Source organism: Paraburkholderia sp. UCT70 (assembly GCF_050434085.1).
GTDB classification, from domain to species: Bacteria; Pseudomonadota; Gammaproteobacteria; order Burkholderiales; family Burkholderiaceae; genus Paraburkholderia; species Paraburkholderia tuberum.
In genome coordinates this window covers 1,554,120-1,575,843 of sequence record NZ_JBNPVZ010000004.1, presented here as the reverse complement: position 1 = coordinate 1,575,843, position 21,724 = coordinate 1,554,120, and the positions used below count along the sequence as shown (strand labels likewise).

Below are 21,724 nucleotides of genomic sequence, written 5' to 3'. Positions count from 1 at the left end.
GAAAGAGATATGCAAAAACGTCTGACATTGCTCGGTTCCACGGGCTCGATTGGAGACAGTACGCTCGACGTGGTCGCGCGTCATCCCGAGCGTTTTTCGATTTACGCGCTGAGCGCGCATCGCAACGGCGACAAGCTCGTCGGGCAATGCCTGCGCTTCGCGCCCGAAGTAGCGGTGGTCGGCGACGCTGACACGGCCGCGAAGGTCGCCGCGAAGCTGCGCGAAGCGGGCAGCAAGACCGAGGTCACGTACGGGCCGCAGGCGCTCGTCGACGTCGCGAAGAGCGAGGGCTGCGACACGGTGGTCGCGGCGATCGTCGGCGCGGCCGGTCTCGCGCCGAGCCTTGCCGCGGCGCGCGCCGGCAAGCGAATCCTGCTCGCGAACAAGGAAGCGCTGGTGATGTCCGGCGCGATCTTCATGGACGCGGTGCGCGACCACGGCGCGGTGCTGCTGCCGGTCGACAGCGAACATAACGCGATTTTCCAATGCCTGCCGCGTGAAGCGTCGCTGCATGGCGGCGTTTCAAAGATCATCCTGACCGCATCGGGCGGCCCGTTCCGCACGCGCGAACCGGCCACGCTCGTCGACGTGACGCCTGACGAAGCCTGCAAGCATCCGAACTGGGTGATGGGCCGCAAGATCTCGGTCGACTCGGCCACGATGATGAACAAGGGCCTCGAAGTGATCGAGGCGCACTGGCTGTTCAGCCTGCCCGGCGAGCGCATCGACGTGCTGATCCATCCGCAGAGCGTGATTCATTCGCTGGTGTCGTACGCGGACGGTTCGGTGCTCGCGCAACTCGGCAACCCCGACATGCGCACGCCGATCGCGCACGCGCTCGCGTTTCCGGATCGCGTCGATTCCGGGGTCGCGCAGCTCGATCTCGCGGAGATCGCGTCGCTGTCGTTCGAAAAACCCGACTACGCGCGCTTCCCGTGCCTCGCGCTCGCCATGAAGGCGCTTGCGGAAGGCGGCGTCGCGAGCGCGGCGTTGAACGCCGCGAACGAGATCGCGGTGGAGGCATTTCTCGCGCGCCGCATCGGCTTCATGGCGATCGCCGAGGCGGTCGACTCGGTGCTGAACGCGTTGCCGAACCGCAGCGCGCACGCGCTCGACGACGTCATCGAAGCGGACGCCGCCGCGCGCCGAGCTGCTACCGAATTCATCGCGCGTCTGCCTGACGGCGCCCGTCGCACGGAACGCGCCGTCCAGTGAGGCGTTTATGAATCTGCTGATCGAACTGCTCGCTTTCGCGGTTGCGATTGGCGTACTCGTGGTAGTCCACGAGTACGGGCACTACAGCGTCGCGCGTCTGTGCGGCGTGAAGGTGCTGCGCTTTTCGATCGGCTTCGGCAAGCCGCTCGTTCAGTGGGTCAGTCCGAAGACGGGCACCGAGTGGACGATTGCCGCGCTGCCGCTCGGCGGCTATGTGAAGATGCTCGACGAGCGCGAGACCGGCCCCGGTTCGATTCCCGAAGCGGATCTGCCGCATGCGTTCAACCGCCAGTCGGTGTGGCGGCGCTTCGCGATCGTCGCGGCCGGTCCGGTCGCGAATTTCCTGCTCGCAATCGTGCTGTTCGCGCTCGTGTTCGCAACTGGCGTGACCGAACCGGCCGCCGTGATCGCGACACCCGCGCCGAACACGCCGGCCGCGCTGGCGGGCTTCGAGGGCGGCGAGACCATCGTCGGTGTGCGCACCGGCCGTAGCGATGAGACCGAGCCGGTGCGGTCGTGGTCGGATCTGCGCTGGAAGCTGCTCGGCGCCGCGTTCGATCAGCAGCGCATCGTGCTCAGTGCAAAGGACGTGCACGGCACGTCCGATTTTCCGATGGACCTGCGCGGCCTCGACGAGAAAGACGTCGACGACGATCTGATGTCGCGCCTCGGCTTCGAGCCCGGCGGCGGCAAGCTGACGGTGGCGGGCGTGCAGGCGGGCAGCGCCGCGCAAAAGGCGGGGCTCGTCGCCGGCGACCGGCTGCGCGCGATCAACGGCACGCCGACCGATAATGCCTCGGCCTTCATCGCTTTTGTAAAATCGCACGCCGGCGTGCCGGTCACGCTGCGGGTGGAGCGCGGCGGCCGTGGCGGTCATGCGGCGGGCGCGTTCGAAGAAATCACCATCGTGCCGCAGCTGCAGCGCGATGCGGCGAGCGGGCAGCAGATCGGCCGCATCGGGGCGGAGCTGGCGACCCAGGTGCCGTCGATCGACGTGCGCTACGGGCCGCTCGAGAGCCTCCACCTCGGCGCGCGCCGTACCTGGGATCTCGCGGGGTACTCGGTCAGGATGTTCGGCCGGATGATCGTCGGCGAGGCGTCGCTGAAGAATCTGTCCGGTCCGGTGACGATTGCCGACTACGCGGGAAAGAGCGCACGTCTGGGTCCTGCCGCGTTTCTGTCGTTCCTGGCCCTTGTCAGCATTAGCCTCGGCGTGCTGAACCTGCTACCAATTCCGGTATTGGATGGGGGTCATCTGTTATATTATTTGGTTGAAGCTGTGACCGGTAAAGTTGTCTCCGATCGCTGGCAACTCGTTTTTCAGAGGGCGGGGCTTGCCTGCATCGTCGCGTTGTCGGCGATTGCGCTGTTCAACGATCTGGCTCGTTTAATCCATTTTTAAAGTGTCCGGCGGCGTTCACGAGGGCGGCCGCCAGGCCTGATGCAGCTATACATACTGGGGAAGCACGTTGTTCAAACCTCATCGCTTTGGTCCAAAGACGGTTGTAGCCGCGGCGTTCGCCGCGCATGGGCTGGTTGCTCACGCAACGACGCCCTTCGTGGTGCAAGACATTCGCATTGAGGGATTGCAACGCGTCGAACCGGGCACGGTGTTCGCGTACCTGCCCATCAAGCAAGGCGATACCTTTTCCGACGACAAGGCGTCCGAAGCGATTCGCGCGCTGTACGCGACGGGCTTCTTCAACGACGTCAAGATCGCGACCGAAGGCAACGTGGTGGTCGTGCAGGTGCAAGAGCGCCCGGCCATCGGCACGATCGACTTCGCCGGTATCCACGAGTTCGACAAGGACAACCTGATCAAGGCGCTGCGCGCGGTCGGGCTGTCGCAAGGCCGCTACTACGACAAGGCCCTCGTCGACAAGGCCGAGCAGGAACTGAAGCGCCAGTATCTGACGCGCGGTTTTTACGCGGCTGAAGTCACCACGACGATCACGCCGATCGACCGCAACCGGGTCGGCATCCTGTTCTCGGTGGCCGAAGGTCCGAGCGCGAAGATCCGTCAGATCAACTTCATCGGCAACAAGACATTCAGCACCGGCACGTTGCGCGACGAAATGCAGTTGTCCACGCCGAACTGGTTCTCGTGGTACACGAAGAACGACCTGTACGCGAAAGACAAACTTACCGGCGACCTCGAGAACGTCCGCTCGTACTACCTGAACCGTGGCTATCTCGAGTTCAGCATCGAATCGACCCAGGTGTCGATTTCGCCGGACAAGAAGGACATGTACCTGACGGTCACGCTGCATGAAGGTCAGCCGTACACGATTTCGAACATCCGCCTCGCCGGCAATCTGCTCGACCGCGAAGCGGAACTGAAGAAGCTGATCAAGATCAAGCCGGGCGACCGCTTCTCGGCCGAAAAGCTGCAGGCCACCACGAAGGCGATCGTCGACAAGCTCGGCGAGTACGGCTACGCGTTCGCGACCGTCAATGCACAGCCGCAGATTGACCAGAACAACCACACCGTCGACCTGACGCTTCAGGTCGACCCGAGCCGCCGCGTGTACGTGCGCCGCATCAACGTGGTCGGCAACACGCGCACGCGCGACGAAGTGGTGCGCCGCGAAATGCGCCAGCTAGAAAGCTCGTGGTTCGATTCGAACCGTCTCGCGCTGTCGAAGGACCGTATCAACCGTCTCGGCTACTTCACCGACGTCGACGTGACCACGGTGCCGGTCGAAGGCACGCCCGACCAGGTCGACATCGACGTGAAGGTCGCCGAAAAGCCGACCGGCGCGATCACGCTTGGCGCGGGCTTCTCATCGACGGACAAGGTCGTGCTGTCGGCGGGTATTTCGCAGGACAACGTGTTCGGCTCCGGCACGAGCCTCTCGGTGAACATCAATACCGCGAAGACGTACCGTACGCTGACGGTCACGCAGGTCGACCCGTACTTCACGGTGGACGGCATCAAGCGGATCACCGACGTCTACTACCGCACGTACCAGCCGCTGTACTATTCGACCGATTCGAGCTTCAAGATCGTCACGATCGGCGGTGACCTGAAATTCGGCATTCCGTTCTCCGAAGTCGACACGGTGTTTTTCGGCGTCGGCTTCGAGCAGAACCAGCTCGACATCGACTCAAATACGCCGCAAAGCTATATCGACTACGTGAACCAGTTCGGCCGCGTGTCGAACAACGTACCGCTGACGGTCGGTTGGTCGCGCGACGCGCGTGACAGCGCGCTGGTGCCGAGCCGCGGCTACTTCACGCAGGCGAACGCCGAGTACGGCACGCCGGTCGGGGGCACGCAGTACTACAAGGCCGACATCAACGCGCAGTACTATTACTCGTTCGCGCGTGGCTTCGTGCTGGGCTTCAACTTCCAGGGCGGCTACGGTAACGGCCTCGGCGGCAAGCCTTATCCGATCTTCAAGAACTACTTCGCCGGCGGTATCGGTTCGGTGCGCGGCTACGAGCCGAGCTCGCTCGGTCCGCGAGACGCGAAGACCAACGACCCGATCGGCGGCTCGAAGCTGCTCGTCGGCAATATCGAGCTCACGTTCCCGCTGCCGGGCACGGGCTACGATCGCACGCTGCGTGTGTTCACGTTCCTCGACGCCGGTAACGTGTGGGGAACGGAAGGTAACAGCATCGGCGCAAATGGCCTGCGTTACGGCTACGGTGTGGGTCTCGCGTGGATCTCGCCGATCGGCCCGCTCAAGTTGAGCCTTGGCTTCCCGCTCACGAAGCACACTGGCGACCAGTACCAGAAGTTCCAGTTCCAGATCGGGACGGCGTTCTGATCGGGCGGTGGGTGTTCCCGGCGGCCGGCGTTGCCGGCGGCCGGCTGCGGCGGCGGACCCGGCCAAACTACAGTATCGAGAGGATGACTTTGCTAACCGGTATGTTTTCGAAACGTGTAGCGTGCGCATTGGCGCTGGCAATGACCCTCGGGGTCGGCATGGCGCACGCGCAGGAGGCGAGGATCGCCGCGGTGAATTCCGACCGCATCCTGCGCGAATCGGCGGCGGCGAAAGCCGCGCAGCTGAAGCTCGAGGCCGAATTCGCGAAGCGGGACAAGGATCTCGCCGACATGGCGCAAAAGCTCAAGTCGATGTCCGATGCACTCGACAAGAATGGCGCGACAATGTCGGCGACCGATCGCGCGCAAAAGCAGCGCGACCTGTCGCAGCTCGACTCGGACTTCCAACGCAAGCAGCGTGAGTTCCGCGAAGACCTGAACCAGCGCCGCAACGAGGAACTCGCGGCGGTGCTCGATCGCGCGAACAAGGTCATCAAGCAGATCGCCGAAACGCAGCACTACGATCTGATCGTCCAGGAAGCGGTGTACGTGAGCCCGCGCATCGATATCACCGACCAGGTGCTGAAGGCACTGGCGGCATCGGGCAACTAAGGGCAATTGAGGGCAACTGAGGGTGGCGCACGGCCGCCCCGCACGCCTCGGCGCGCGCCCTCGCAATGATTGAACAGGTTGGAGACAGGATAGGCATGGCATTTGCGCTCGAGGACATCGTCCAGCGGTTCGGTGGTGAAGTAGTCGGTAACGGGGCGCAGCGCGTGAGCAGTCTTGCGCCGCTCGACCAGGCAGGCCCGGACCAGTTGGCGTTCCTCGCCAATCCGAAGTATCTGTCGCAGGTCGAAACGACCCGCGCCGGCGCAGTGCTGATCAATGCCGGCGACCTCGCGAAGCTCGCCTCGCGCGAAGGTCGAAACTTCATCGTCACGCCGAATCCCTACGCTTACTTTGCGCGCATCGCGCAAACCTTCATCGACCTGGCCGGGCCGAGGGCGGTCCCCGGCGTGCATCCGAGCGCAACCATCGATCCTTCCGCCCAGGTCGCCGCGAGCGCGGTGATCGGTCCGCGTGTCACCGTGGAAGCGGGCGCAGTGATCGGCGAGTACGCGCGGCTCGACGCCAACGTCGTAATCGGCCGCGGCACCCGCGTCGGGGCGAACTCACATCTGTATCCGAACGTGACCGTGTACCACGGCTGCAAGCTCGGCGAGCGCGTGATCGTCCATGCGGGCGCGGTGATCGGCTCGGACGGCTTCGGCTTCGCACCAGACTTCGTCGGCGAGGGCGACGCGCGCACCGGCAGTTGGGTGAAGATTCCCCAGGTCGGCGGCGTGTCGATCGCGAACGACGTCGAAATCGGCGCGAACACCACGATCGACCGCGGCGCGATGGCCGACACGATCATCGAGGAGTGCGTGAAGATCGACAACCTCGTGCAGATCGGCCACAACTGCAAGGTCGGCGCCTACACGGTGATCGCGGGCTGCGCGGGCATCGCGGGCAGCACGACGATCGGCCGTCATTGCATGATCGGCGGCGCGGTCGGCATTGCCGGACACGTGACGCTCGCCGATTACGTGATCGTCACCGCAAAGTCGGGCGTGTCGAAGTCGCTGCTGAAGCCCGGCATGTACACGAGCGCGTTCCCGGCCGTGAACCACGCGGACTGGAACAAAAGCGCCGCGCTGCTGCGCAATATCGACAAGCTTCGCGATCGCATCAAAGCGCTGGAGAACGCCACCGTCGACAAAGCCGGCAATGCCACTGACGGCGCCGCAGGTCCACCCGCAGGCAACAAGATCTGACAGTTATCCCGGCGACCCATCGGCACCGCGTAAAATAGTGGTCGAGCATCATGAAGCAAAGCCGGTGGCCGTGACCGGGTGGCACGGCCACCGGTCATCAGAGGCGCCGGTCGTGCGCGTTTTCAACCCACCTGCACCAGCATCCGCAGTCATCATCGCGCAGTCAATGCGTGAGCAGAAACACCATGAGCACCGAAAAAATCAATCTCGACATTCATAAGATTCTCACGCTGCTGCCGCATCGTTATCCGATCCTGCTGGTTGACCGGGTGCTCGAACTCGAACCGCACAAGAGCATCAAAGCGTTGAAGAACGTGTCGATCAATGAGCCGTATTTCCAGGGACATTTCCCGACGCGGCCGGTGATGCCAGGCGTGCTGATCCTCGAAGCCCTCGCGCAGACCGCGGCGCTGCTGACGTTCTCGGAAGAACCGAGCGATCCGTCGAACACGCTGTACCTGTTCGTCGGCATCGACAACGCGCGCTTCAAGCGCGTGGTGGAACCGGGCGATCAGCTGATCCTGAACTGCACGTTCGAGCGTCACATGCGCGGCATCTGGAAGTTCAAGGCGCGCGCCGAAGTGGATGGCGTCGTCGCGGCGGAAGCCGATCTGATGTGCGCGGTGCGCCACACGGACAAAGACGCGTAAAGCCCGCGTCGGGGCAGGTCGCGGCGCGGCAAGGCGCGCGCGCGGCGGCCCTGACGGCAAGGCCATCCACACAACGCAACAGAATCAGAAGCGAGGACGCATGAGCAGGATCCATCCCACCGCGATCATCGAAGCGGGCGCGCAGCTGGACGAATCCGTCGAAGTCGGGCCCTATGCGGTGATCGGCGCACACGTGACGATCGGTGCGCGCAGCACGGTCGGCTCGCACAGCGTGATCGAAGGCTATACCACGCTCGGCGAAGACAACCGCATCGGCCATTACGCATCGGTCGGCGGGCGTCCGCAGGACATGAAGTACCAGGACGAGCCGACCAGGCTCGTGATCGGCAACCGCAACATGATCCGCGAGTTCACGACGATCCACACCGGCACGGTGCAGGACGCGGGCGTCACCACGCTCGGCGACGACAACTGGATCATGGCCTACGTGCACATCGGTCACGACTGCCACGTCGGCAACAACGTGATCCTGTCGAGCAACGCGCAGATGGCCGGTCACGTGACGATCGGCGACTACGCGATCATCGGCGGCATGTCGGGCGTGCATCAGTTCGTGCGCATCGGTGCGCATTCGATGCTCGGCGGCGCGTCGGCGCTCGTGCAGGACGTGCCGCCGTACGTGATCGCCGCGGGCAACAAGGCCGAGCCGCACGGCATCAACGTCGAAGGGCTGCGCCGCCGCGGCTTCTCGGCCGACGCGATCTCGGTGCTGCGCACCGCGTATCGCGTGCTGTACAAGAACGGCCTGTCGCTCGAAGAAGCGAAGGTGCAACTGAAGGAACTCGGTTCGGCCGGCGGTGACGGCGACGCCCCGGTGCAGACGCTGCTCGCGTTCGTCGAAGCGTCGCAGCGCGGCATCATCCGCTAACCGATGACGTTGCAACTCAGTCCGCTGCGCGTCGCGATGGTGGCCGGCGAGCCGTCCGGCGACCTGCTCGCCGCGTCGCTGCTCGACGGCCTCGCCAGCCGGTTGCCGGCCGCCACGCAGTACTACGGCATCGGCGGTCCGCGCATGATCGCCGCGGGTTTCGACGCCCACTGGCCGATGGAAAAGCTGACGGTGCGCGGCTATGTCGAAGCACTGCGGCACATTCCTGAAATCCTCGGCATCCGCAACGAGCTCAAGCGTCAGCTGCTCGCCGAACCGCCGTCCGTGTTCGTCGGCGTCGACGCGCCCGACTTCAATTTCGGGCTCGAGCACGCACTGCGCGACGCCGGCATTCCGACCGTGCACTTCGTCTGCCCGTCCATCTGGGCGTGGCGTGGCGGGCGCATCAAAAAGATCGCCAAGGCCGTCGACCACATGCTGTGCGTGTTCCCGTTCGAAACCGCGCTGCTCGAAAAGGCGGGTGTCGCGGCGTCGTACGTCGGTCATCCGCTGGCCGATCAGATCCCGCTCGAACCTGACACCCTCGGTGCGCGCCGCGCGCTCGGTCTCGCGGAAAGCGGGCCCGTGATCGCGGTGCTGCCGGGCAGCCGGCGCTCCGAGATCGACCTGATCGGCCCGACGTTCTTCGCGGCGATGGAGATGATGCAGCACCAGGAGCCCAGCGTGCGCTTCGTGATGCCGGCGGCGACGCCCGCGTTGCGCGCGTTGCTGCAGCCGCTCGTCGATGCGCATCCGGGTCTCGCGCTGACCATCACCGAAGGCCAGTCGCAACTCGCGATGACCGCCGCCGACGCGATTCTCGTGAAGAGCGGAACCGTCACGCTCGAAGCCGCGCTGCTGAAAAAGCCGATGGTGATTTCGTACAAGGTGCCCTGGCTGACCGGCCAGATCATGCGCCGCCAGGGCTATCTGCCGTACGTCGGCCTGCCGAACATCCTGGCCGGGCGTTTCGTGGTGCCGGAGATCCTGCAGCACTTCGCGACGCCGCAGGCGCTCGCCGAGGCGACGCTGAAACAGTTGCGCGACGACGCGAACCGGCGCACGCTGAGGGAAATCTTCACGGAGATGCATCACGTGCTGAAGCAGAACACCGCGCAGCGCGCGGCCGAAGTCGTGGCGAGCGTCGTCGAGCAGCGGGCGGGGCGGCCATGACCGCCGCGGGCGCGCCTCGCCGGAAGATCGCGGCCACCGTTCGGGTAGTGGCGCAAGTCGGCCTGAACTTCGAGAGCGCCGACGACATCGTCTGCGGCGTCGACGAGGCAGGGCGCGGACCGCTGGCCGGTCCGGTCGTCGCGGCGGCGGTGGTTTTCGATCCCGCCAAACCGATGATCCGTGGCCTCGACGATTCCAAGGCGCTGAGCGCACTCAAGCGCGAAGCGCTGTACGACAAGATCGTCGAGCGCGCGCTCGCGTACTGCATCGCATCGGCGACAGTCGAGGAAATCGATTCGCTGAACATCCTGCACGCCACCATGCTCGCGATGAAGCGCGCGGTCGAGGGCCTGTCGGTCGTGCCGACGCTCGTGAAGATCGACGGCAACCGTTGCCCGACGCTCAGCATCCGTAGCGAGGCGGTGATCGGCGGCGACGCGCTCGTGAAGAGCATCTCGGCGGCGTCGATTCTCGCGAAGGTCACGCGCGACCGCATGCTGGTCGAACTGCACCAGGCGTATCCGATGTACGGCTTCGACGCGCATGCCGGCTATGGCACGCCGCAGCATCTCGCGGCGCTGCGCGAACATGGGCCGTGCGAGCATCATCGGCGCTCGTTCGCGCCGGTGCGCGAAGCGCATTTGCGGTTCGGCACTGGCGTGCCGTTGCCGGCGGCGGACGCCGTCATCGTGGCCGACGCGCTGCTGCTCGACGGCGATGCGTTCGGCGAAGCCGGTCTCGCGTGACCGACCCCGTCAGCGCGGCTCGAGCGCGCTCCGCGCTTGCGTGCCGTTGATTCGCCACTGATTCCTTTTCCATTTCTCACCGCCTTCGCTGCCTGTGAAAGCAATTACCTCGCGGGACAATCCACTCTACAAGCGCCTGAAGGCACTGGCCGGCTCGACACATCAACAGCGCCGCAGCGGCCATGCGCTGCTGGAGGGCTTCCATCTCGCGAGCACGTATCTCGACGTCGCAGGTCAGCCGGAGCTATGCGTCGTCACCGACGGCGCGTTGCGTCACGACGAAGCGCAGGCGATCGTGTCACGCATCGACGAGCATCGGCTCGTGACGCTGCCGGAGGCATTGTTCGGGCAATTGTCGAATGTCGTGCATGGGGTCGGGATTCTGCTGCTCGTCGAGAAGCTCGACGCACCGCTGCCCGAGCGCGTCGAGCAAAACTGTCTCGTGCTCGACGGCGTGCAGGACGCGGGCAACGTCGGCTCGATTCTGCGCAGCGCAGCGGCTGCGGATATCGAGCACGTGTTCTGCGCGCCGGGCACCGCATACGCATGGTCGTCGAAGGTGCTGCGCTCGGGGATGGGCGCGCACTTCCTGTTGCAGATTCATGAGGATGTCGAAGCGCGTGCGCTGATCGAACGTCTCGCGGTACCGATCGTCATCACCGATTCGCACGGTGCCGAAGCGATCTATGACAGCGACCTGAACAGGCCGCTCGCGTGGGTGTTCGGCAACGAAGGGGCGGGCGTGTCGCAGGCGTGGCGCGATGCCGTGTCGTTGCGGGTGACGATTCCGCAGCCCGGCGGTATGGAGTCTCTGAACGTGGCGGCCGCCGCGGCGGTCTGCGTGTTCGAGCAGTGCCGGCAGCAGCGCGGGCGCAAAAAGTAGACTTAAGTGGCGTTGCGAGGGCTCTGGCCCGGCAACGCAACGCCTGCTCGGCCATCCCTCAATACGACGGCCGATCCAGCTTGATCTCCTGCAGGATCGTCGTCGCGATTTCCTCGATCGACTTGTGCGTCGACGACAGCCACTTGATCCCCTCGCGCCGCATCATCGCTTCCGCTTCGTTGATCTCGTAGCGGCAGTTTTCCAGAGCCGCATACTTGCTGCCCGGCCGCCGCTCGTTGCGGATTTCCGACAAGCGCTGCGGATCGATCGACAATCCGAACATCTTCTGCCGATGCTCGAGCAGAGGCGTGGGCAGCTTGCCGCGTTCGAAATCCTCGGGAATCAGCGGATAGTTTGCCGCTTTCACGCCGTACTGCATCGCCAGATAAAGGCTCGTCGGCGTCTTGCCGCTGCGCGACACGCCGACGAGGATCACGTCGGCGTCCGCGAGATTGCGGTTCGATTGACCGTCGTCGTGCGCGAGCGAGAAATTGATCGCCTCGATCCGGTTCTTGTACTCCTCGGTGTCCGCGTTCTGGTGGCCGCGGCCCATCGCGTGGCTCGACTTCAGTTCCAGTTCCTGCTCGAGCGGCTCGACGAAGGTCTGGAACATGTCGAGCACGAGCGCGTTCGAATCCTTGACGATCTGATTCGACGAGCTATCGACGAGCGTGGTGAACACGATCGGTCGACGGCCGTCCTGCACGACCGCTTCGTTGATCTTTTCGAGCGTTGCGTAGGCCTTCTCGGTCGAGTCGACGAATGGCACGCGGACCAGGCGGAATTTCTGGTCGAACTGGGAGAGGATCGAATGCGCGAAGGTTTCGGCAGTAATCCCGGTACCGTCTGAGACGATGAATACGGTGGGCGGCATCAGAGGAGCTGTGAACGTGAAAGGCAAATGAGCCGGAAGGCGCGAGCGCGACAACGCGCTCGAATCAAACCGCGCGGCGGCGGGCGCGCCACGCTCGTGCCCCGCGCGGGCGATCTCGCAAAAGCCCGCTGGCTCGGTCGGCGCGCGATTCGAGGCGCAATTCTCGACCGACTGCCACATTTCAGGAGTCGGCACGGTAGAATAGCGGCAACCTGTTGGATAAGCAATTGCAGGCGATTGGCCGCTAACTTGCCGCGAACGATCGTTCAACGTCACGTTATCTAATGTCAATATGCGTTGAACGCAACAGATCGAGCGGTAAGTCCGCTCAACCGCGTTCTTCGGTGCGTCCGCCTCGTGCTCCACGGCCGGCGCGCCATGCAACGCATCTCCGCCGTCCACGCGATTGCTTATCTAACAGGTTGTGCAAGACACGGGGTCGAGGCTTCCAATGGGCTGCCCGTGTTCAAGCCCACTTGCACGGCCGTGAATTTCTTTCACACTTAGGGGCTTGTATGACTAACGCAGTTACCGTCGCAAAGGACAAGGCGTATGTAGTTCCGTTCGAGCAGTTGCGGATGACCGACGTGGAGATCGTCGGCGGCAAGAACGCGTCGCTGGGCGAGATGATCAGCCAGCTCGCCGAAGCCGGAGTGCGCGTGCCGACCGGCTTCGCGACCACCGCGCTCGCGTTCCGTGACTTCCTTCAGCACAACGATCTGACCGAGCGCATCGCCAAACGTCTCGAGACGCTCGACGTCGACGACGTGAAGGCGCTCGCCGAAGCGGGCAAGGAGATCCGTCAATGGATCGTCGACGCGCCGCTGCAGCCGCAGCTCGAGGCTGACATTCGCGCGGGGTTCGACACGCTGCAACAGAGCTCGCCCGAGGAGCTGTCGTTTGCCGTGCGTTCATCCGCGACCGCGGAAGACCTGCCGGACGCATCGTTCGCCGGTCAGCAGGAAAGCTACCTGAACGTGGTCGGCATCGACGACGTGCTCGATCGCATGAAGCACGTGTTCGCGTCGCTGTATAACGACCGCGCCATCTCCTATCGCGTCCACAAGGGCTTCACGCATGCTGAAGTCGCGTTGTCGGCTGGCGTGCAGCGCATGGTGCGTTCGGACGTCGGCGCCGCGGGCGTGATGTTCACGCTGGACACCGAATCGGGCTTCAAGGACGCCGTCTTCATCACGTCGAGCTATGGCCTCGGCGAAACCGTCGTGCAGGGCGCGGTGAATCCGGACGAGTTTTACGTGTTCAAGACCACGCTCGCGCAGGGCAAGTACCCGATCATCCGCCGCTCGATCGGCTCGAAGCTGATCAAGATGGAGTTCACGAAGCCGGGCGAGTCGGGCCGCGTGAAGACCGTCGACGTCGCGCACGAACAGCGCAACCGCTTCTCGATCACCGACGAAGACGTGATCGAGCTCGCGAAGTACGCGGTGATCATCGAGAAGCACTACCAGCGTCCGATGGACATCGAGTGGGGCAAGGACGGCCGCGACGGCAAGATTTTCATCCTGCAGGCGCGTCCGGAAACGGTGAAGAGCCAGGGCGGCGGCAAGGCCGAGCAGCGCTTCAAGCTGAAGGGCCAGTCGAACGTGCTGGCAACGGGCCGCGCGATCGGTCAGAAGATCGGCGCGGGTCCGGTACGCGTGATCCACGACCCGTCGGAGATGGACCGTGTGCAGCCGGGTGACGTGCTTGTCGCCGACATGACCGATCCGAACTGGGAGCCGGTCATGAAGCGTGCGTCGGCGATCGTCACGAACCGTGGCGGCCGCACCTGCCATGCGGCGATCATCGCGCGTGAGCTGGGCGTGCCGGCCGTGGTCGGCTGCGGCGACGCGACCGACGTGCTGAAGGACGGCGCGCTCGTCACCGTGTCGTGCGCTGAAGGCGACGAAGGCAAGATCTACGACGGCCTGCTCGAAACCGAAGTCACCGAAGTGCAGCGCGGCGAACTGCCGCCGATTCCGGTGAAGATCATGATGAACGTCGGCAATCCGCAGCTCGCATTCGACTTCTCGCAACTGCCGAACGCAGGTGTGGGTCTCGCGCGGCTCGAGTTCATCATCAACAACAACATCGGCGTGCACCCGAAGGCGATCCTCGAGTACCCGAACGTCGATCAGGACCTGAAGAAGGCGGTCGAAAGCGTCGCGCGCGGTCACGCGTCGCCGCGCGCGTTCTACGTCGACAAGCTGACCGAAGGCATCGCGACGATCGCGGCGGCGTTCTATCCGAAGCCCGTCATCGTGCGTCTGTCGGACTTCAAGTCGAACGAGTACAAGAAGCTGATCGGCGGCTCGCGCTATGAGCCGGACGAGGAAAACCCGATGCTGGGTTTCCGCGGCGCGTCGCGCTATATCGCGGAAGACTTCGCCGAGGCGTTCCAGATGGAATGCGTCGCGCTGAAGAAGGTGCGTGAAGAGATGGGCCTCGACAACGTCGAGATCATGGTGCCGTTCGTGCGTACGCTGAAGCAGGCGGAGCGCGTGGTCGGGCTGCTCGCGAAGTTCGGCCTGAAGCGCGGCGAGAAGGGCCTGCGTCTGATCATGATGTGCGAAGTGCCGACGAACGCGATCCTCGCGGAAGAGTTCCTGCAGTACTTCGACGGATTCTCGATCGGCTCGAACGACCTGACGCAGCTCACGCTCGGCCTCGACCGCGACTCGGGCATGGAGCTGCTCGCGGTCGATTTCGACGAGCGTGATCCAGCGGTCAAGTTCCTGCTCAAGCGCGCGATCGAAACCTGTCTGCGTCTCGACAAGTACGTCGGTATCTGCGGCCAGGGGCCGTCGGATCATCCGGACTTCGCGCAATGGCTGACTGACGAAGGCATCAAGTCGATCTCGCTCAACCCCGACACGATCATCGATACGTGGCAGCAGTTGGCAAAGGCGAAGCAGTAACTCGCGAGGTATCGAATGCCGCTTTCGCAGGCGGCATTCGGCACGCGTTAAAGGCACGTGCGCTTCGTGCTATAAACACCCCGGTAGAACCGGGGTGTTTTGCTTTGTGGAGGTCGACGTGGCGCCTGGCGGACTGTTCTGGTGGATCGGGGCGGGTGTGCTTGTCGTGCTGGAACTGATGAGCGGCACCTTCTATCTGTTGATGATCGCGTTCGGCTTCGTTGCGGCCGCGCTTGCGCGCATTGCCGGCGCCGGGACCGATCTGCAATTCGTAGTGGCGGCGCTGGTTGCGCTCGCGGCGGTCGTGGTGCTCAGACGCTCGCGCTTCGGCCGTCGTAGGCGCGAGCAGGCGTCGCGCAATCCGGACGTCAATCTGGATATCGGGCAGACGCTGAACGTGCCGGCCTGGCAGGGGCGCAAAGCACGCGCGACCTATCGTGGCGCGGCATGGGACATCGAGCTGGCCGCGGGCGAACCCGAAGACGCGCAGGTCTACGAGATCAAGGAGTTGAGGGGCAGTTGCCTCGTCGTCGTCGCGAGCCGGCAGCCGAAGGCGCGCGCGAGCGCGTCCTGACGATCTGAGCGCCGGCCGCCCAAGCTGAAAATGCAGGCCCGACCAACCTGCGCACAACTATTCGAAGCAGAATCGGAGGGTAGCGATATGGATTCAACCATCGTCGGGGCAGTGCTGCTGATCGTCGTGATCGTGCTCGCGTCGCAGACCATCAAGATCGTGCCGCAGCAGCATGCGTGGGTGCTCGAGCGCCTCGGCCGTTATCACGCGACGCTGACGCCGGGTCTGAGCTTCGCGTTCCCGTTCGTCGACCGGGTCGCGTACAAGCACGTGCTGAAGGAAATTCCTCTCGAAGTGCCGAGCCAGGTCTGTATTACGCGCGACAACACGCAACTGCAGGTCGACGGTGTGCTGTATTTCCAGGTCACCGATCCGATGAAGGCATCGTACGGATCGAGCAACTTCGTGTTCGCGATCACGCAGTTGTCGCAGACCACGCTGCGCTCGGTCATCGGCAAGCTGGAACTCGACCGGACCTTCGAGGAGCGCGATTTCATCAATCACAGCATCGTGTCCGCGCTGGACGAGGCGGCCGCGAACTGGGGCGTAAAAGTGCTGCGCTACGAGATCAAGGACCTGACGCCGCCAAAGGAAATCCTTCACGCGATGCAGGCGCAGATCACCGCCGAGCGCGAGAAACGCGCGCTGATCGCGGCATCGGAAGGGCGCAAGCAGGAGCAGATCAATATCGCGTCGGGCGGCCGCGAGGCGGCGATCCAGAAGTCCGAGGGCGAGCGTCAGGCAGCGATCAATCAGGCGCAGGGGCAGGCCGCGGCGATTCTGGCGGTGGCCGAGGCGAACGCGCAGGCGATCCAGAAGATCGCGGCGGCGATCCAGCTGAACGGCGGCATGGACGCGGTGAATCTGAAGGTGGCCGAACAGTACGTGAACGCGTTCTCGAACCTGGCCAGGCAGGGCACGACACTGATCGTGCCGGGCGACATGTCGAACATGAGTTCGATGATCGCGTCGGCGCTGACCATCGTGAACAGGAGCAAGGCGGCAGCGGAGCCGCCGCGCGGCGACTTGCGCTGACGAACGGGCAATGCATGCGCAATGAGTGCGTGACGTAAAAGCAAATGGCCCGCACATCGATGCGCGGGCCATTTTTGCATGAGCCGGAAACGAATCGCGTTCAGGTCGGCGAGCGCATCAAGCGCGCCTTCTCGCGCTCCCAGTCGCGCTTCTTCTCGGTCTCGCGCTTGTCGTGCATCTTCTTGCCCTTCGCGAGACCGATCTCGCATTTGACGCGACCGTTCTTGTAGTGAAAATTCAGCGGCACGAGCGTGTAGCCGCGCTGCTCGACCTTGCCGATCAGCTTGCTGATCTCCTCGCTATGCAGCAGCAACTTGCGCGTGCGCACCGGGTCGGGATGGATGTGCGTCGACGCTTCGGGCAGCGGGCTGATGTGCGTGCCGATCAGGAACAGCTCGCCGTTGCGGATCACCACGTAGCCTTCCTTGATCTGGCCGCGCCCGGCGCGCAACGCCTTGACCTCCCATCCTTCGAGCACGAGGCCTGCCTCATAGCGTTCCTCGACCGAGTAGTCGTAGAAGGCTTTTCTGTTGTCAATGATGCTCATGAATGGAAAGTGCCCAACTCGTTTAAAATCACGATTTTAGCAAAGCGGGGCAAGGAAAGCCCGCGGCGCTCGTCCACCGTTGCCACGCGCTGTTCAATTTATGGCAGATGTCCAGAAAACCGTTTTGATTCGCCATTCGGCGGAGCAGATGTTCGACCTCGTCACCGACGTCGACGATTACCCCAAGTTCCTGCCATGGTGCGGGGGCATCGAAATTCGTCACCGGGACGACACCAGCATGGAGGCGAGGATCGATATCAACTTCAAGGGCATCAAGCAGCATTTCGCCACGCGTAACTCGATGGAGCGCCCCACCCGCATCGACATGGAATTCGCCGACGGTCCGTTTCGCAAGTTCACCGGTTTCTGGCGCTTCACGCCGCTGCGCGCCGATGCGTGCAAGATCGAATTCGCGCTGCACTACGAGTTCACCAGCATACTGCTCGAGAAGATCATCGGGCCGGTGTTCAATCACATCGCCAATACCTTCGTCGAATCTTTCGTGAAGCGCGCCAACCAGCGCTATGGTCAGTCATGAGCGCGCGGCTAACGGTAGAGGTCTGCTATGCGCTCGCTGCCGAGCAGACGCTGATTGCGGTCGAGTTGCCCGCGGGCGCGACGCTGCAACAGGCGATCGGCGCAAGCGGGATTCTGCAGCGCTTTCCGTCGATCGATCTGAACACGCAGAAGGTGGGCGTGTTCGGCAAGCTCAAACCGCTCGATACAGTGCTGGCGGACCATGATCGCGTCGAGATTTACCGGCCGTTGCTGGTGGACCCGAAGGTGTCGCGCCAACGCCGCGTCGAAAAGACACGCAAGGCGGGGTCGATCGAGGGGCGGCGTTGGTTGAACAAGGATTCGCGCTAGGCGGCGCTAGTTGGGGGGGCGGTGGATTTTTTCGCGCGCCGCCCGTTTTGCATCATCGCGTCACATCACCTCAAGGCGCCGCCGTCTGCGCCTTATCGTTCATGCCCTCGATGCGCGCCGCCCCCGACGAATCGTCGTCCGAATGCCGGCGCACCGACCACCAGACCCCCGCCACCAGTAGCAGGATCGCCGCGAGTTCGAGCGGGCGTGGCAGGCGCTCGTCGTAAATGAACGCGAAAAGCAGCGCGAACAGCGTCTCGAACACGATCATCTGGCCGGACAGCGTTAGCGGCAGCCGTTTTGCCGCGGCATTCCACAGCCCGTTGCCGAGCCACGACGCGCCGATCGCGAGTGCGAGGTTGAGCAGCCAGAACGTGTGCCAGCGCGGGTCGGCCAACTCACCCTGCGGGCCGCCCGACGGCAGCACCGCGACCACGAGCCACAACGCGCCGCCGAGCGCGCCGGTCACGACGCCCCACAGCACCGACCACTCATTGCCGCTGAAATGCGTCTGACGCTGCAGGTAACGGGCGTTCTCGACCGCGAACCAGGTCCAGCAGATGAGCGCGCCCACCGCGCAGGCCACGCCGAGCAGGCGCGTCGCGATGCTCACCGGCGCCGCGCCCGCCACCGTAAAGACGTCGATATTGATGCAGACGATGCCCGCCACCACGGTCGCGAGCGGCCATGCGAGGCGCGCGAGCGGCACCGCGCCGTGATCGCGCCGGCCGACCAGCGTAACCGTGACCGGCAGCACGCCGACGATCAGCGAGGCCGGCGCGATTCCGATCAGGTGCACGGCGGCCGTCAGCAGCAGGTAATAGACGATATTGCCGGCCAGCGCGAACTTGACGAGCGCGATCAGATCCTCGCGGCTCAGCCGTTTGGCGAGCGAACGCGCGATCGGTAGCGCCGCGGCGAGCGACACGACGCCGTACATCGAGTAGCGGCCGGCGACGAGCAGGAGCGGGGAGACGTCGGGCAGCACCCGCGGCACCAGAAACACCATGCCCCACAAGGCTCCGGCCATGACCCCATACACGACACCGCGCTGCATCGACTGCCTCTGCTGGATAAACTGGAATGGCCGGCAGAATAGCGGTTTTGCGAGCGGGGCGTCTTGTTCGATCCTGCATTCAGGCCGCTCGACCGCCGCTCGACAGGGTACGTGCCGCGAAAATGCCGCCGGCTCTGCTCCGATTTTGCCTGCGGACGCGCAAACGAAACCCGATCGAACCCGACGCGAACAGGCAAGCGAAATCGGCGCATGCCGGAGCGGCAAAAAATCGTCTGAAATTCGCTAAGCTGCTGTTCGCGCAGTGAAAACCGGGGTGGTATCGCGTATAATTCGCTTTTGCGCCTATAGGATTTGCCATGCGTCTGATCCAAACAGCACTCACATTCGATGACGTGCTCCTCGTCCCGGCCTTCTCCGATGTTCTGCCGCGCGACACCAGCCTCAAGACCCGGGTGACCCGCAACATCTCCCTCAATATGCCGCTCGTGTCCGCCGCGATGGACACGGTCACCGAAGCACGTCTGGCAATCGCCATGGCGCAAATGGGCGGCGTCGGCATCATCCACAAGAACCTGACGCCGGCCGAGCAGGCGCGTGAAGTCGCGAAGGTCAAGCGTTTCGAGTCGGGCGTCGTGCGCGATCCGATCACCGTGCCGCCGCAAATGAAAGTGCGCGACGTGATCGCGCTGTCACGCCAGCATGGCATTTCGGGCTTCCCGGTCGTCGAGGGCTCGCAGCTCGTCGGCATCGTGACCAACCGCGACCTGCGCTTCGAAGAGCGTCTGGACGAGCCGGTGCGCAACATCATGACGCCGCGCGAGCGCCTCGTCACCGTCAAGGAAGGCACGCCGCTCGCCGAAGCGAAGGCGCTGATGCACAGCCACCGCCTCGAGCGTGTGCTGGTCGTCAACGACGCATTCGAACTGCGCGGCCTGATGACCGTCAAGGACATCACCAAGCAGACCGAGCACCCGGACGCATGCAAGGACGAGCACGGCAAGCTGCGCGCGGGCGCGGCGGTCGGCGTTGGCGCGGACAACGAAGAGCGCGTCGAGCTGCTCGTGCAGGCCGGCGTCGACGTGATCGTCGTCGATACCGCGCATGGCCACAGCAAGGGCGTGCTCGAGCGCGTCAAGTGGGTCAAGCAGAACTTCCCGCACGTCGAGGTGATCGGCGGCAACATCGCAACCGCCGCGGCCGCCAAGGCGCTCGTCGAATACGGCGCGGACGGCGTCAAGGTCGGTATCGGCCCGGGCTCCATCTGCACGACGCGAATCGTCGCAGGCGTCGGCGTGCCGCAGGTCACCGCTATCTCCAACGTGTCCGAAGCGCTGAACGGCACCGGTGTGCCGGTCATCGCCGACGGCGGCGTGCGCTTCTCGGGCGACGTCAGCAAGGCGCTCGCGGCGGGCGCCAGCGCGGTCATGATGGGCAGCATGTTCGCCGGTACCGAGGAGTCGCCGGGCGAGGTATTCCTGTACCAGGGCCGCCAGTACAAGTCGTACCGTGGCATGGGCTCGGTAGGCGCCATGAAGGACGGCGCGGCGGACCGCTACTTCCAGGACAACTCGGCCAACATCGACAAGCTGGTGCCGGAAGGCATCGAAGGTCGCGTCGCGTACAAGGGTTCGGTCAACGCGATCCTGTTCCAGCTGATCGGCGGCGTGCGCGCGAGCATGGGCTACTGCGGCTGCCGCACCATCGCCGAAATGAACGAGAAGGCCGAGTTCGTGCAGATCACCGGCGCGGGCCTGCGCGAGTCGCATGTGCACGATGTGCAAATCACCAAGGAAGCGCCCAACTACCACGTGGACTAAACGCCCATGAAGCCACTGCTGCGCGTTGTACTGATCCTCGATGCGTTGTTGCTGCTGGCGTTCGGCCTGCTGTTCGTGCTGACGCCGTGGACCTCGCTGTACGACGCGTTGCAACTGGTGCCAACGGAGCCGATGCTGGTCGGCCAGGCGTTCGGCGTCGCGCTGATCGGGCTCGCGTGGCTCGCGGTGCATGCGTCGTTCGACGGGGCGCTGACCTCGACGGTCGCGAAGATCGTCGGTCATGTGCACTGGCTGATCGGCGTGCTGATGCTGGTCTGGCTGCTGGGGCTGCATACGCCGTCGCTGACCGGTTTCGGCCAGATGGTGGCGGTGCTGGCCGGTGTCGTGCTGGTGGTGATCGGGCTCGGCGGCGTGCGACTGTCGGGTGCGGTGCGACGGCGCGAGAAGGGGATCGTGATCAAGCCCTCGTCGAGCAAGGCCGACAGTCGTGCCGATAAGCGTGCCGCGAAAGAAGCCGAAAAGGATGCCGCACGGCAGCGTGAACCCGAACGCGACAACGCGCGCGAGCCACGTGCCTCAGCGGGCTTTCCGGTCTATCACGCCGAGCCGGTGCCAGAGCCCGTCGTGCCGGTCACGCGGCCGGCCAATCCGGCTGCCGCGGCTTCCGTTGCCACTACCGCGCCGCTTCATCCGGCCGCAAGCGAGCCCGGCCTGAGCGAGTCCGAACGCGCAGCGCGCGACACCAGCAACGACGTGCCCGGCGCACCCCGCCCGCCGTTTCATGGCTGAAGCGCCGCGCGCCAGGCCGTTTGCCGAAGCTACCGGATTTCGTTCGCGCGCATCGCAGGCGGCGAGTTCCGTGATTGGCCGCGCCCTTGTGCTTCATCGTAATGTTGGCTGTCCGCGCCGCGCCAAGACCGTCGCCGCGTGGACCGCTTTGAATTCGACGCCGCGCCTCGCGCGCG

The 21,724-nt window shown here is 64.4% G+C and carries 20 protein-coding genes; 17 read left to right on the top strand and 3 right to left on the bottom strand.

What is annotated here, in order from left to right; genetic code table 11:
• The first annotated feature begins 9 nt into the window (after positions 1–9).
• The 10 genes from OKW41_RS32830 to OKW41_RS32785 all read left to right on the top strand — a co-directional run bounded on the left by OKW41_RS32830 (position 10) and on the right by OKW41_RS32785 (position 11,148).
• The gene (locus tag OKW41_RS32830; RefSeq protein ID WP_429575220.1) at positions 10–1,215 is read left to right on the top strand and encodes a 1-deoxy-D-xylulose-5-phosphate reductoisomerase; all 1,206 of its coding nucleotides are present in this window, start codon (positions 10–12) and stop codon (positions 1,213–1,215) included.
• A 7-nt stretch (positions 1,216–1,222) separates the two neighbouring features.
• The gene (gene rseP / locus OKW41_RS32825) at positions 1,223–2,617 is read left to right on the top strand and encodes an RIP metalloprotease RseP (RefSeq protein WP_429575219.1); all 1,395 of its coding nucleotides are present in this window, start codon (positions 1,223–1,225) and stop codon (positions 2,615–2,617) included.
• Between the two features lie 67 nt (positions 2,618–2,684).
• Complete coding sequence (gene bamA / locus OKW41_RS32820) at positions 2,685–4,988, top strand: outer membrane protein assembly factor BamA (RefSeq protein WP_429575218.1); 2,304 nt, start codon at positions 2,685–2,687, stop codon at positions 4,986–4,988.
• Between the two features lie 89 nt (positions 4,989–5,077).
• Positions 5,078–5,599 (top strand): OmpH family outer membrane protein, encoded by a 522-nt coding sequence (locus OKW41_RS32815; protein WP_026225318.1) that lies wholly within the window; start codon positions 5,078–5,080, stop codon positions 5,597–5,599.
• Between the two features lie 95 nt (positions 5,600–5,694).
• Positions 5,695–6,807 carry a UDP-3-O-(3-hydroxymyristoyl)glucosamine N-acyltransferase gene (lpxD, locus tag OKW41_RS32810; protein WP_429450281.1) on the top strand — a complete coding sequence of 371 codons (1,113 nt, stop codon included), beginning with the start codon at positions 5,695–5,697 and terminating at the stop codon, positions 6,805–6,807.
• Between the two features lie 185 nt (positions 6,808–6,992).
• On the top strand, positions 6,993–7,457 hold the full coding sequence (fabZ, locus tag OKW41_RS32805; protein ID WP_006048683.1) for a 3-hydroxyacyl-ACP dehydratase FabZ: 465 nt from the start codon (positions 6,993–6,995) through the stop codon (positions 7,455–7,457).
• A 100-nt stretch (positions 7,458–7,557) separates the two neighbouring features.
• Positions 7,558–8,346 carry an acyl-ACP--UDP-N-acetylglucosamine O-acyltransferase gene (lpxA, locus tag OKW41_RS32800; protein ID WP_184056892.1) on the top strand — a complete coding sequence of 263 codons (789 nt, stop codon included), beginning with the start codon at positions 7,558–7,560 and terminating at the stop codon, positions 8,344–8,346.
• Between the two features lie 3 nt (positions 8,347–8,349).
• Positions 8,350–9,519, top strand: a complete 1,170-nt coding sequence (gene lpxB, locus OKW41_RS32795) for a lipid-A-disaccharide synthase (protein WP_429575217.1) — start codon at positions 8,350–8,352, stop codon at positions 9,517–9,519.
• Positions 9,516–10,265, top strand: coding sequence for a ribonuclease HII (rnhB, locus tag OKW41_RS32790; RefSeq protein WP_429575216.1), 750 nt, complete (start codon positions 9,516–9,518; stop codon positions 10,263–10,265). The genes lpxB and rnhB overlap by 4 nt, the downstream gene beginning before the upstream one ends.
• Positions 10,266–10,359: 94 nt before the next feature.
• Positions 10,360–11,148 (top strand): TrmH family RNA methyltransferase, encoded by a 789-nt coding sequence (locus OKW41_RS32785; protein WP_429575215.1) that lies wholly within the window; start codon positions 10,360–10,362, stop codon positions 11,146–11,148.
• Between the two features lie 58 nt (positions 11,149–11,206).
• Here OKW41_RS32785 and ppsR read toward each other — a convergent pair whose 3' ends face one another.
• Complete coding sequence (ppsR, locus tag OKW41_RS32780) at positions 11,207–12,022, bottom strand: posphoenolpyruvate synthetase regulatory kinase/phosphorylase PpsR (RefSeq protein ID WP_013089690.1); 816 nt, start codon at positions 12,020–12,022, stop codon at positions 11,207–11,209.
• 515 nt (positions 12,023–12,537) lie between these two features.
• On the opposite strand from ppsR, the gene ppsA reads away from it, so the two are divergent.
• From ppsA to OKW41_RS32765, 3 genes are all read left to right on the top strand, one after another.
• Positions 12,538–14,940 (top strand): phosphoenolpyruvate synthase, encoded by a 2,403-nt coding sequence (ppsA, locus tag OKW41_RS32775; RefSeq protein WP_429575214.1) that lies wholly within the window; start codon positions 12,538–12,540, stop codon positions 14,938–14,940.
• 118 nt (positions 14,941–15,058) lie between these two features.
• Entirely contained in the window at positions 15,059–15,514 is a 456-nt protein-coding gene (locus OKW41_RS32770) for an NfeD family protein (protein WP_429575213.1), read from the top strand.
• Positions 15,515–15,601: 87 nt separating this feature from the next.
• Positions 15,602–16,549 (top strand): SPFH domain-containing protein, encoded by a 948-nt coding sequence (locus OKW41_RS32765; protein WP_184022647.1) that lies wholly within the window; start codon positions 15,602–15,604, stop codon positions 16,547–16,549.
• A 100-nt stretch (positions 16,550–16,649) separates the two neighbouring features.
• Here OKW41_RS32765 and smpB read toward each other — a convergent pair whose 3' ends face one another.
• Positions 16,650–17,096, bottom strand: a complete 447-nt coding sequence (gene smpB, locus OKW41_RS32760; protein WP_013089686.1) for an SsrA-binding protein SmpB — start codon at positions 17,094–17,096, stop codon at positions 16,650–16,652.
• Positions 17,097–17,196: 100 nt separating this feature from the next.
• On the opposite strand from smpB, the gene OKW41_RS32755 reads away from it, so the two are divergent.
• The gene (locus OKW41_RS32755) at positions 17,197–17,634 is read left to right on the top strand and encodes a type II toxin-antitoxin system RatA family toxin (protein WP_018417666.1); all 438 of its coding nucleotides are present in this window, start codon (positions 17,197–17,199) and stop codon (positions 17,632–17,634) included.
• A complete protein-coding gene (locus OKW41_RS32750) occupies positions 17,631–17,963 on the top strand; it encodes an RnfH family protein (protein ID WP_429450271.1) in 333 nt (110 codons plus the stop codon). Before OKW41_RS32755 ends, OKW41_RS32750 begins: the two co-directional genes overlap by 4 nt.
• A gap of 70 nt (positions 17,964–18,033) precedes the next feature.
• On the opposite strand, the gene OKW41_RS32745 is transcribed toward OKW41_RS32750, so the two are convergent.
• A complete protein-coding gene (locus OKW41_RS32745; protein ID WP_429575212.1) occupies positions 18,034–19,020 on the bottom strand; it encodes a DMT family transporter in 987 nt (328 codons plus the stop codon).
• A 317-nt stretch (positions 19,021–19,337) separates the two neighbouring features.
• Here OKW41_RS32745 and guaB point away from each other — a divergent pair, with 317 nt between their 5' ends.
• Together guaB and OKW41_RS32735 are read left to right on the top strand one after the other, a co-directional pair.
• Positions 19,338–20,798, top strand: a complete 1,461-nt coding sequence (gene guaB, locus OKW41_RS32740) for an IMP dehydrogenase (protein WP_429575211.1) — start codon at positions 19,338–19,340, stop codon at positions 20,796–20,798.
• Positions 20,799–20,804: 6 nt separating this feature from the next.
• Complete coding sequence (locus OKW41_RS32735; protein WP_429450266.1) at positions 20,805–21,548, top strand: hypothetical protein; 744 nt, start codon at positions 20,805–20,807, stop codon at positions 21,546–21,548.
• Positions 21,549–21,724 lie beyond the last annotated feature (176 nt).

What these genes read in the sequence shown, in the direction of transcription:
- OKW41_RS32830 (WP_429575220.1), top strand. Translation starts at nt 10, where the DNA reads ATGCAAAAACGTCTGACATTGCTCGGTTCCACGGGCTCGATTGGAGAC.
- rseP (WP_429575219.1), top strand. Translation starts at nt 1,223, where the DNA reads ATGAATCTGCTGATCGAACTGCTCGCTTTCGCGGTTGCGATTGGCGTA.
- lpxD (WP_429450281.1), top strand. Translation starts at nt 5,695, where the DNA reads ATGGCATTTGCGCTCGAGGACATCGTCCAGCGGTTCGGTGGTGAAGTA.
- fabZ (WP_006048683.1), top strand. Translation starts at nt 6,993, where the DNA reads ATGAGCACCGAAAAAATCAATCTCGACATTCATAAGATTCTCACGCTG.
- lpxA (WP_184056892.1), top strand. Translation starts at nt 7,558, where the DNA reads ATGAGCAGGATCCATCCCACCGCGATCATCGAAGCGGGCGCGCAGCTG.
- lpxB (WP_429575217.1), top strand. Translation starts at nt 8,350, where the DNA reads ATGACGTTGCAACTCAGTCCGCTGCGCGTCGCGATGGTGGCCGGCGAG.
- rnhB (WP_429575216.1), top strand. Translation starts at nt 9,516, where the DNA reads ATGACCGCCGCGGGCGCGCCTCGCCGGAAGATCGCGGCCACCGTTCGG.
- ppsR (WP_013089690.1), bottom strand. Translation starts at nt 12,022, where the DNA reads ATGCCGCCCACCGTATTCATCGTCTCAGACGGTACCGGGATTACTGCC.
- ppsA (WP_429575214.1), top strand. Translation starts at nt 12,538, where the DNA reads ATGACTAACGCAGTTACCGTCGCAAAGGACAAGGCGTATGTAGTTCCG.
- OKW41_RS32765 (WP_184022647.1), top strand. Translation starts at nt 15,602, where the DNA reads ATGGATTCAACCATCGTCGGGGCAGTGCTGCTGATCGTCGTGATCGTG.
- smpB (WP_013089686.1), bottom strand. Translation starts at nt 17,096, where the DNA reads ATGAGCATCATTGACAACAGAAAAGCCTTCTACGACTACTCGGTCGAG.
- OKW41_RS32755 (WP_018417666.1), top strand. Translation starts at nt 17,197, where the DNA reads ATGGCAGATGTCCAGAAAACCGTTTTGATTCGCCATTCGGCGGAGCAG.
- OKW41_RS32750 (WP_429450271.1), top strand. Translation starts at nt 17,631, where the DNA reads ATGAGCGCGCGGCTAACGGTAGAGGTCTGCTATGCGCTCGCTGCCGAG.
- OKW41_RS32745 (WP_429575212.1), bottom strand. Translation starts at nt 19,020, where the DNA reads ATGCAGCGCGGTGTCGTGTATGGGGTCATGGCCGGAGCCTTGTGGGGC.
- guaB (WP_429575211.1), top strand. Translation starts at nt 19,338, where the DNA reads ATGCGTCTGATCCAAACAGCACTCACATTCGATGACGTGCTCCTCGTC.
- OKW41_RS32735 (WP_429450266.1), top strand. Translation starts at nt 20,805, where the DNA reads ATGAAGCCACTGCTGCGCGTTGTACTGATCCTCGATGCGTTGTTGCTG.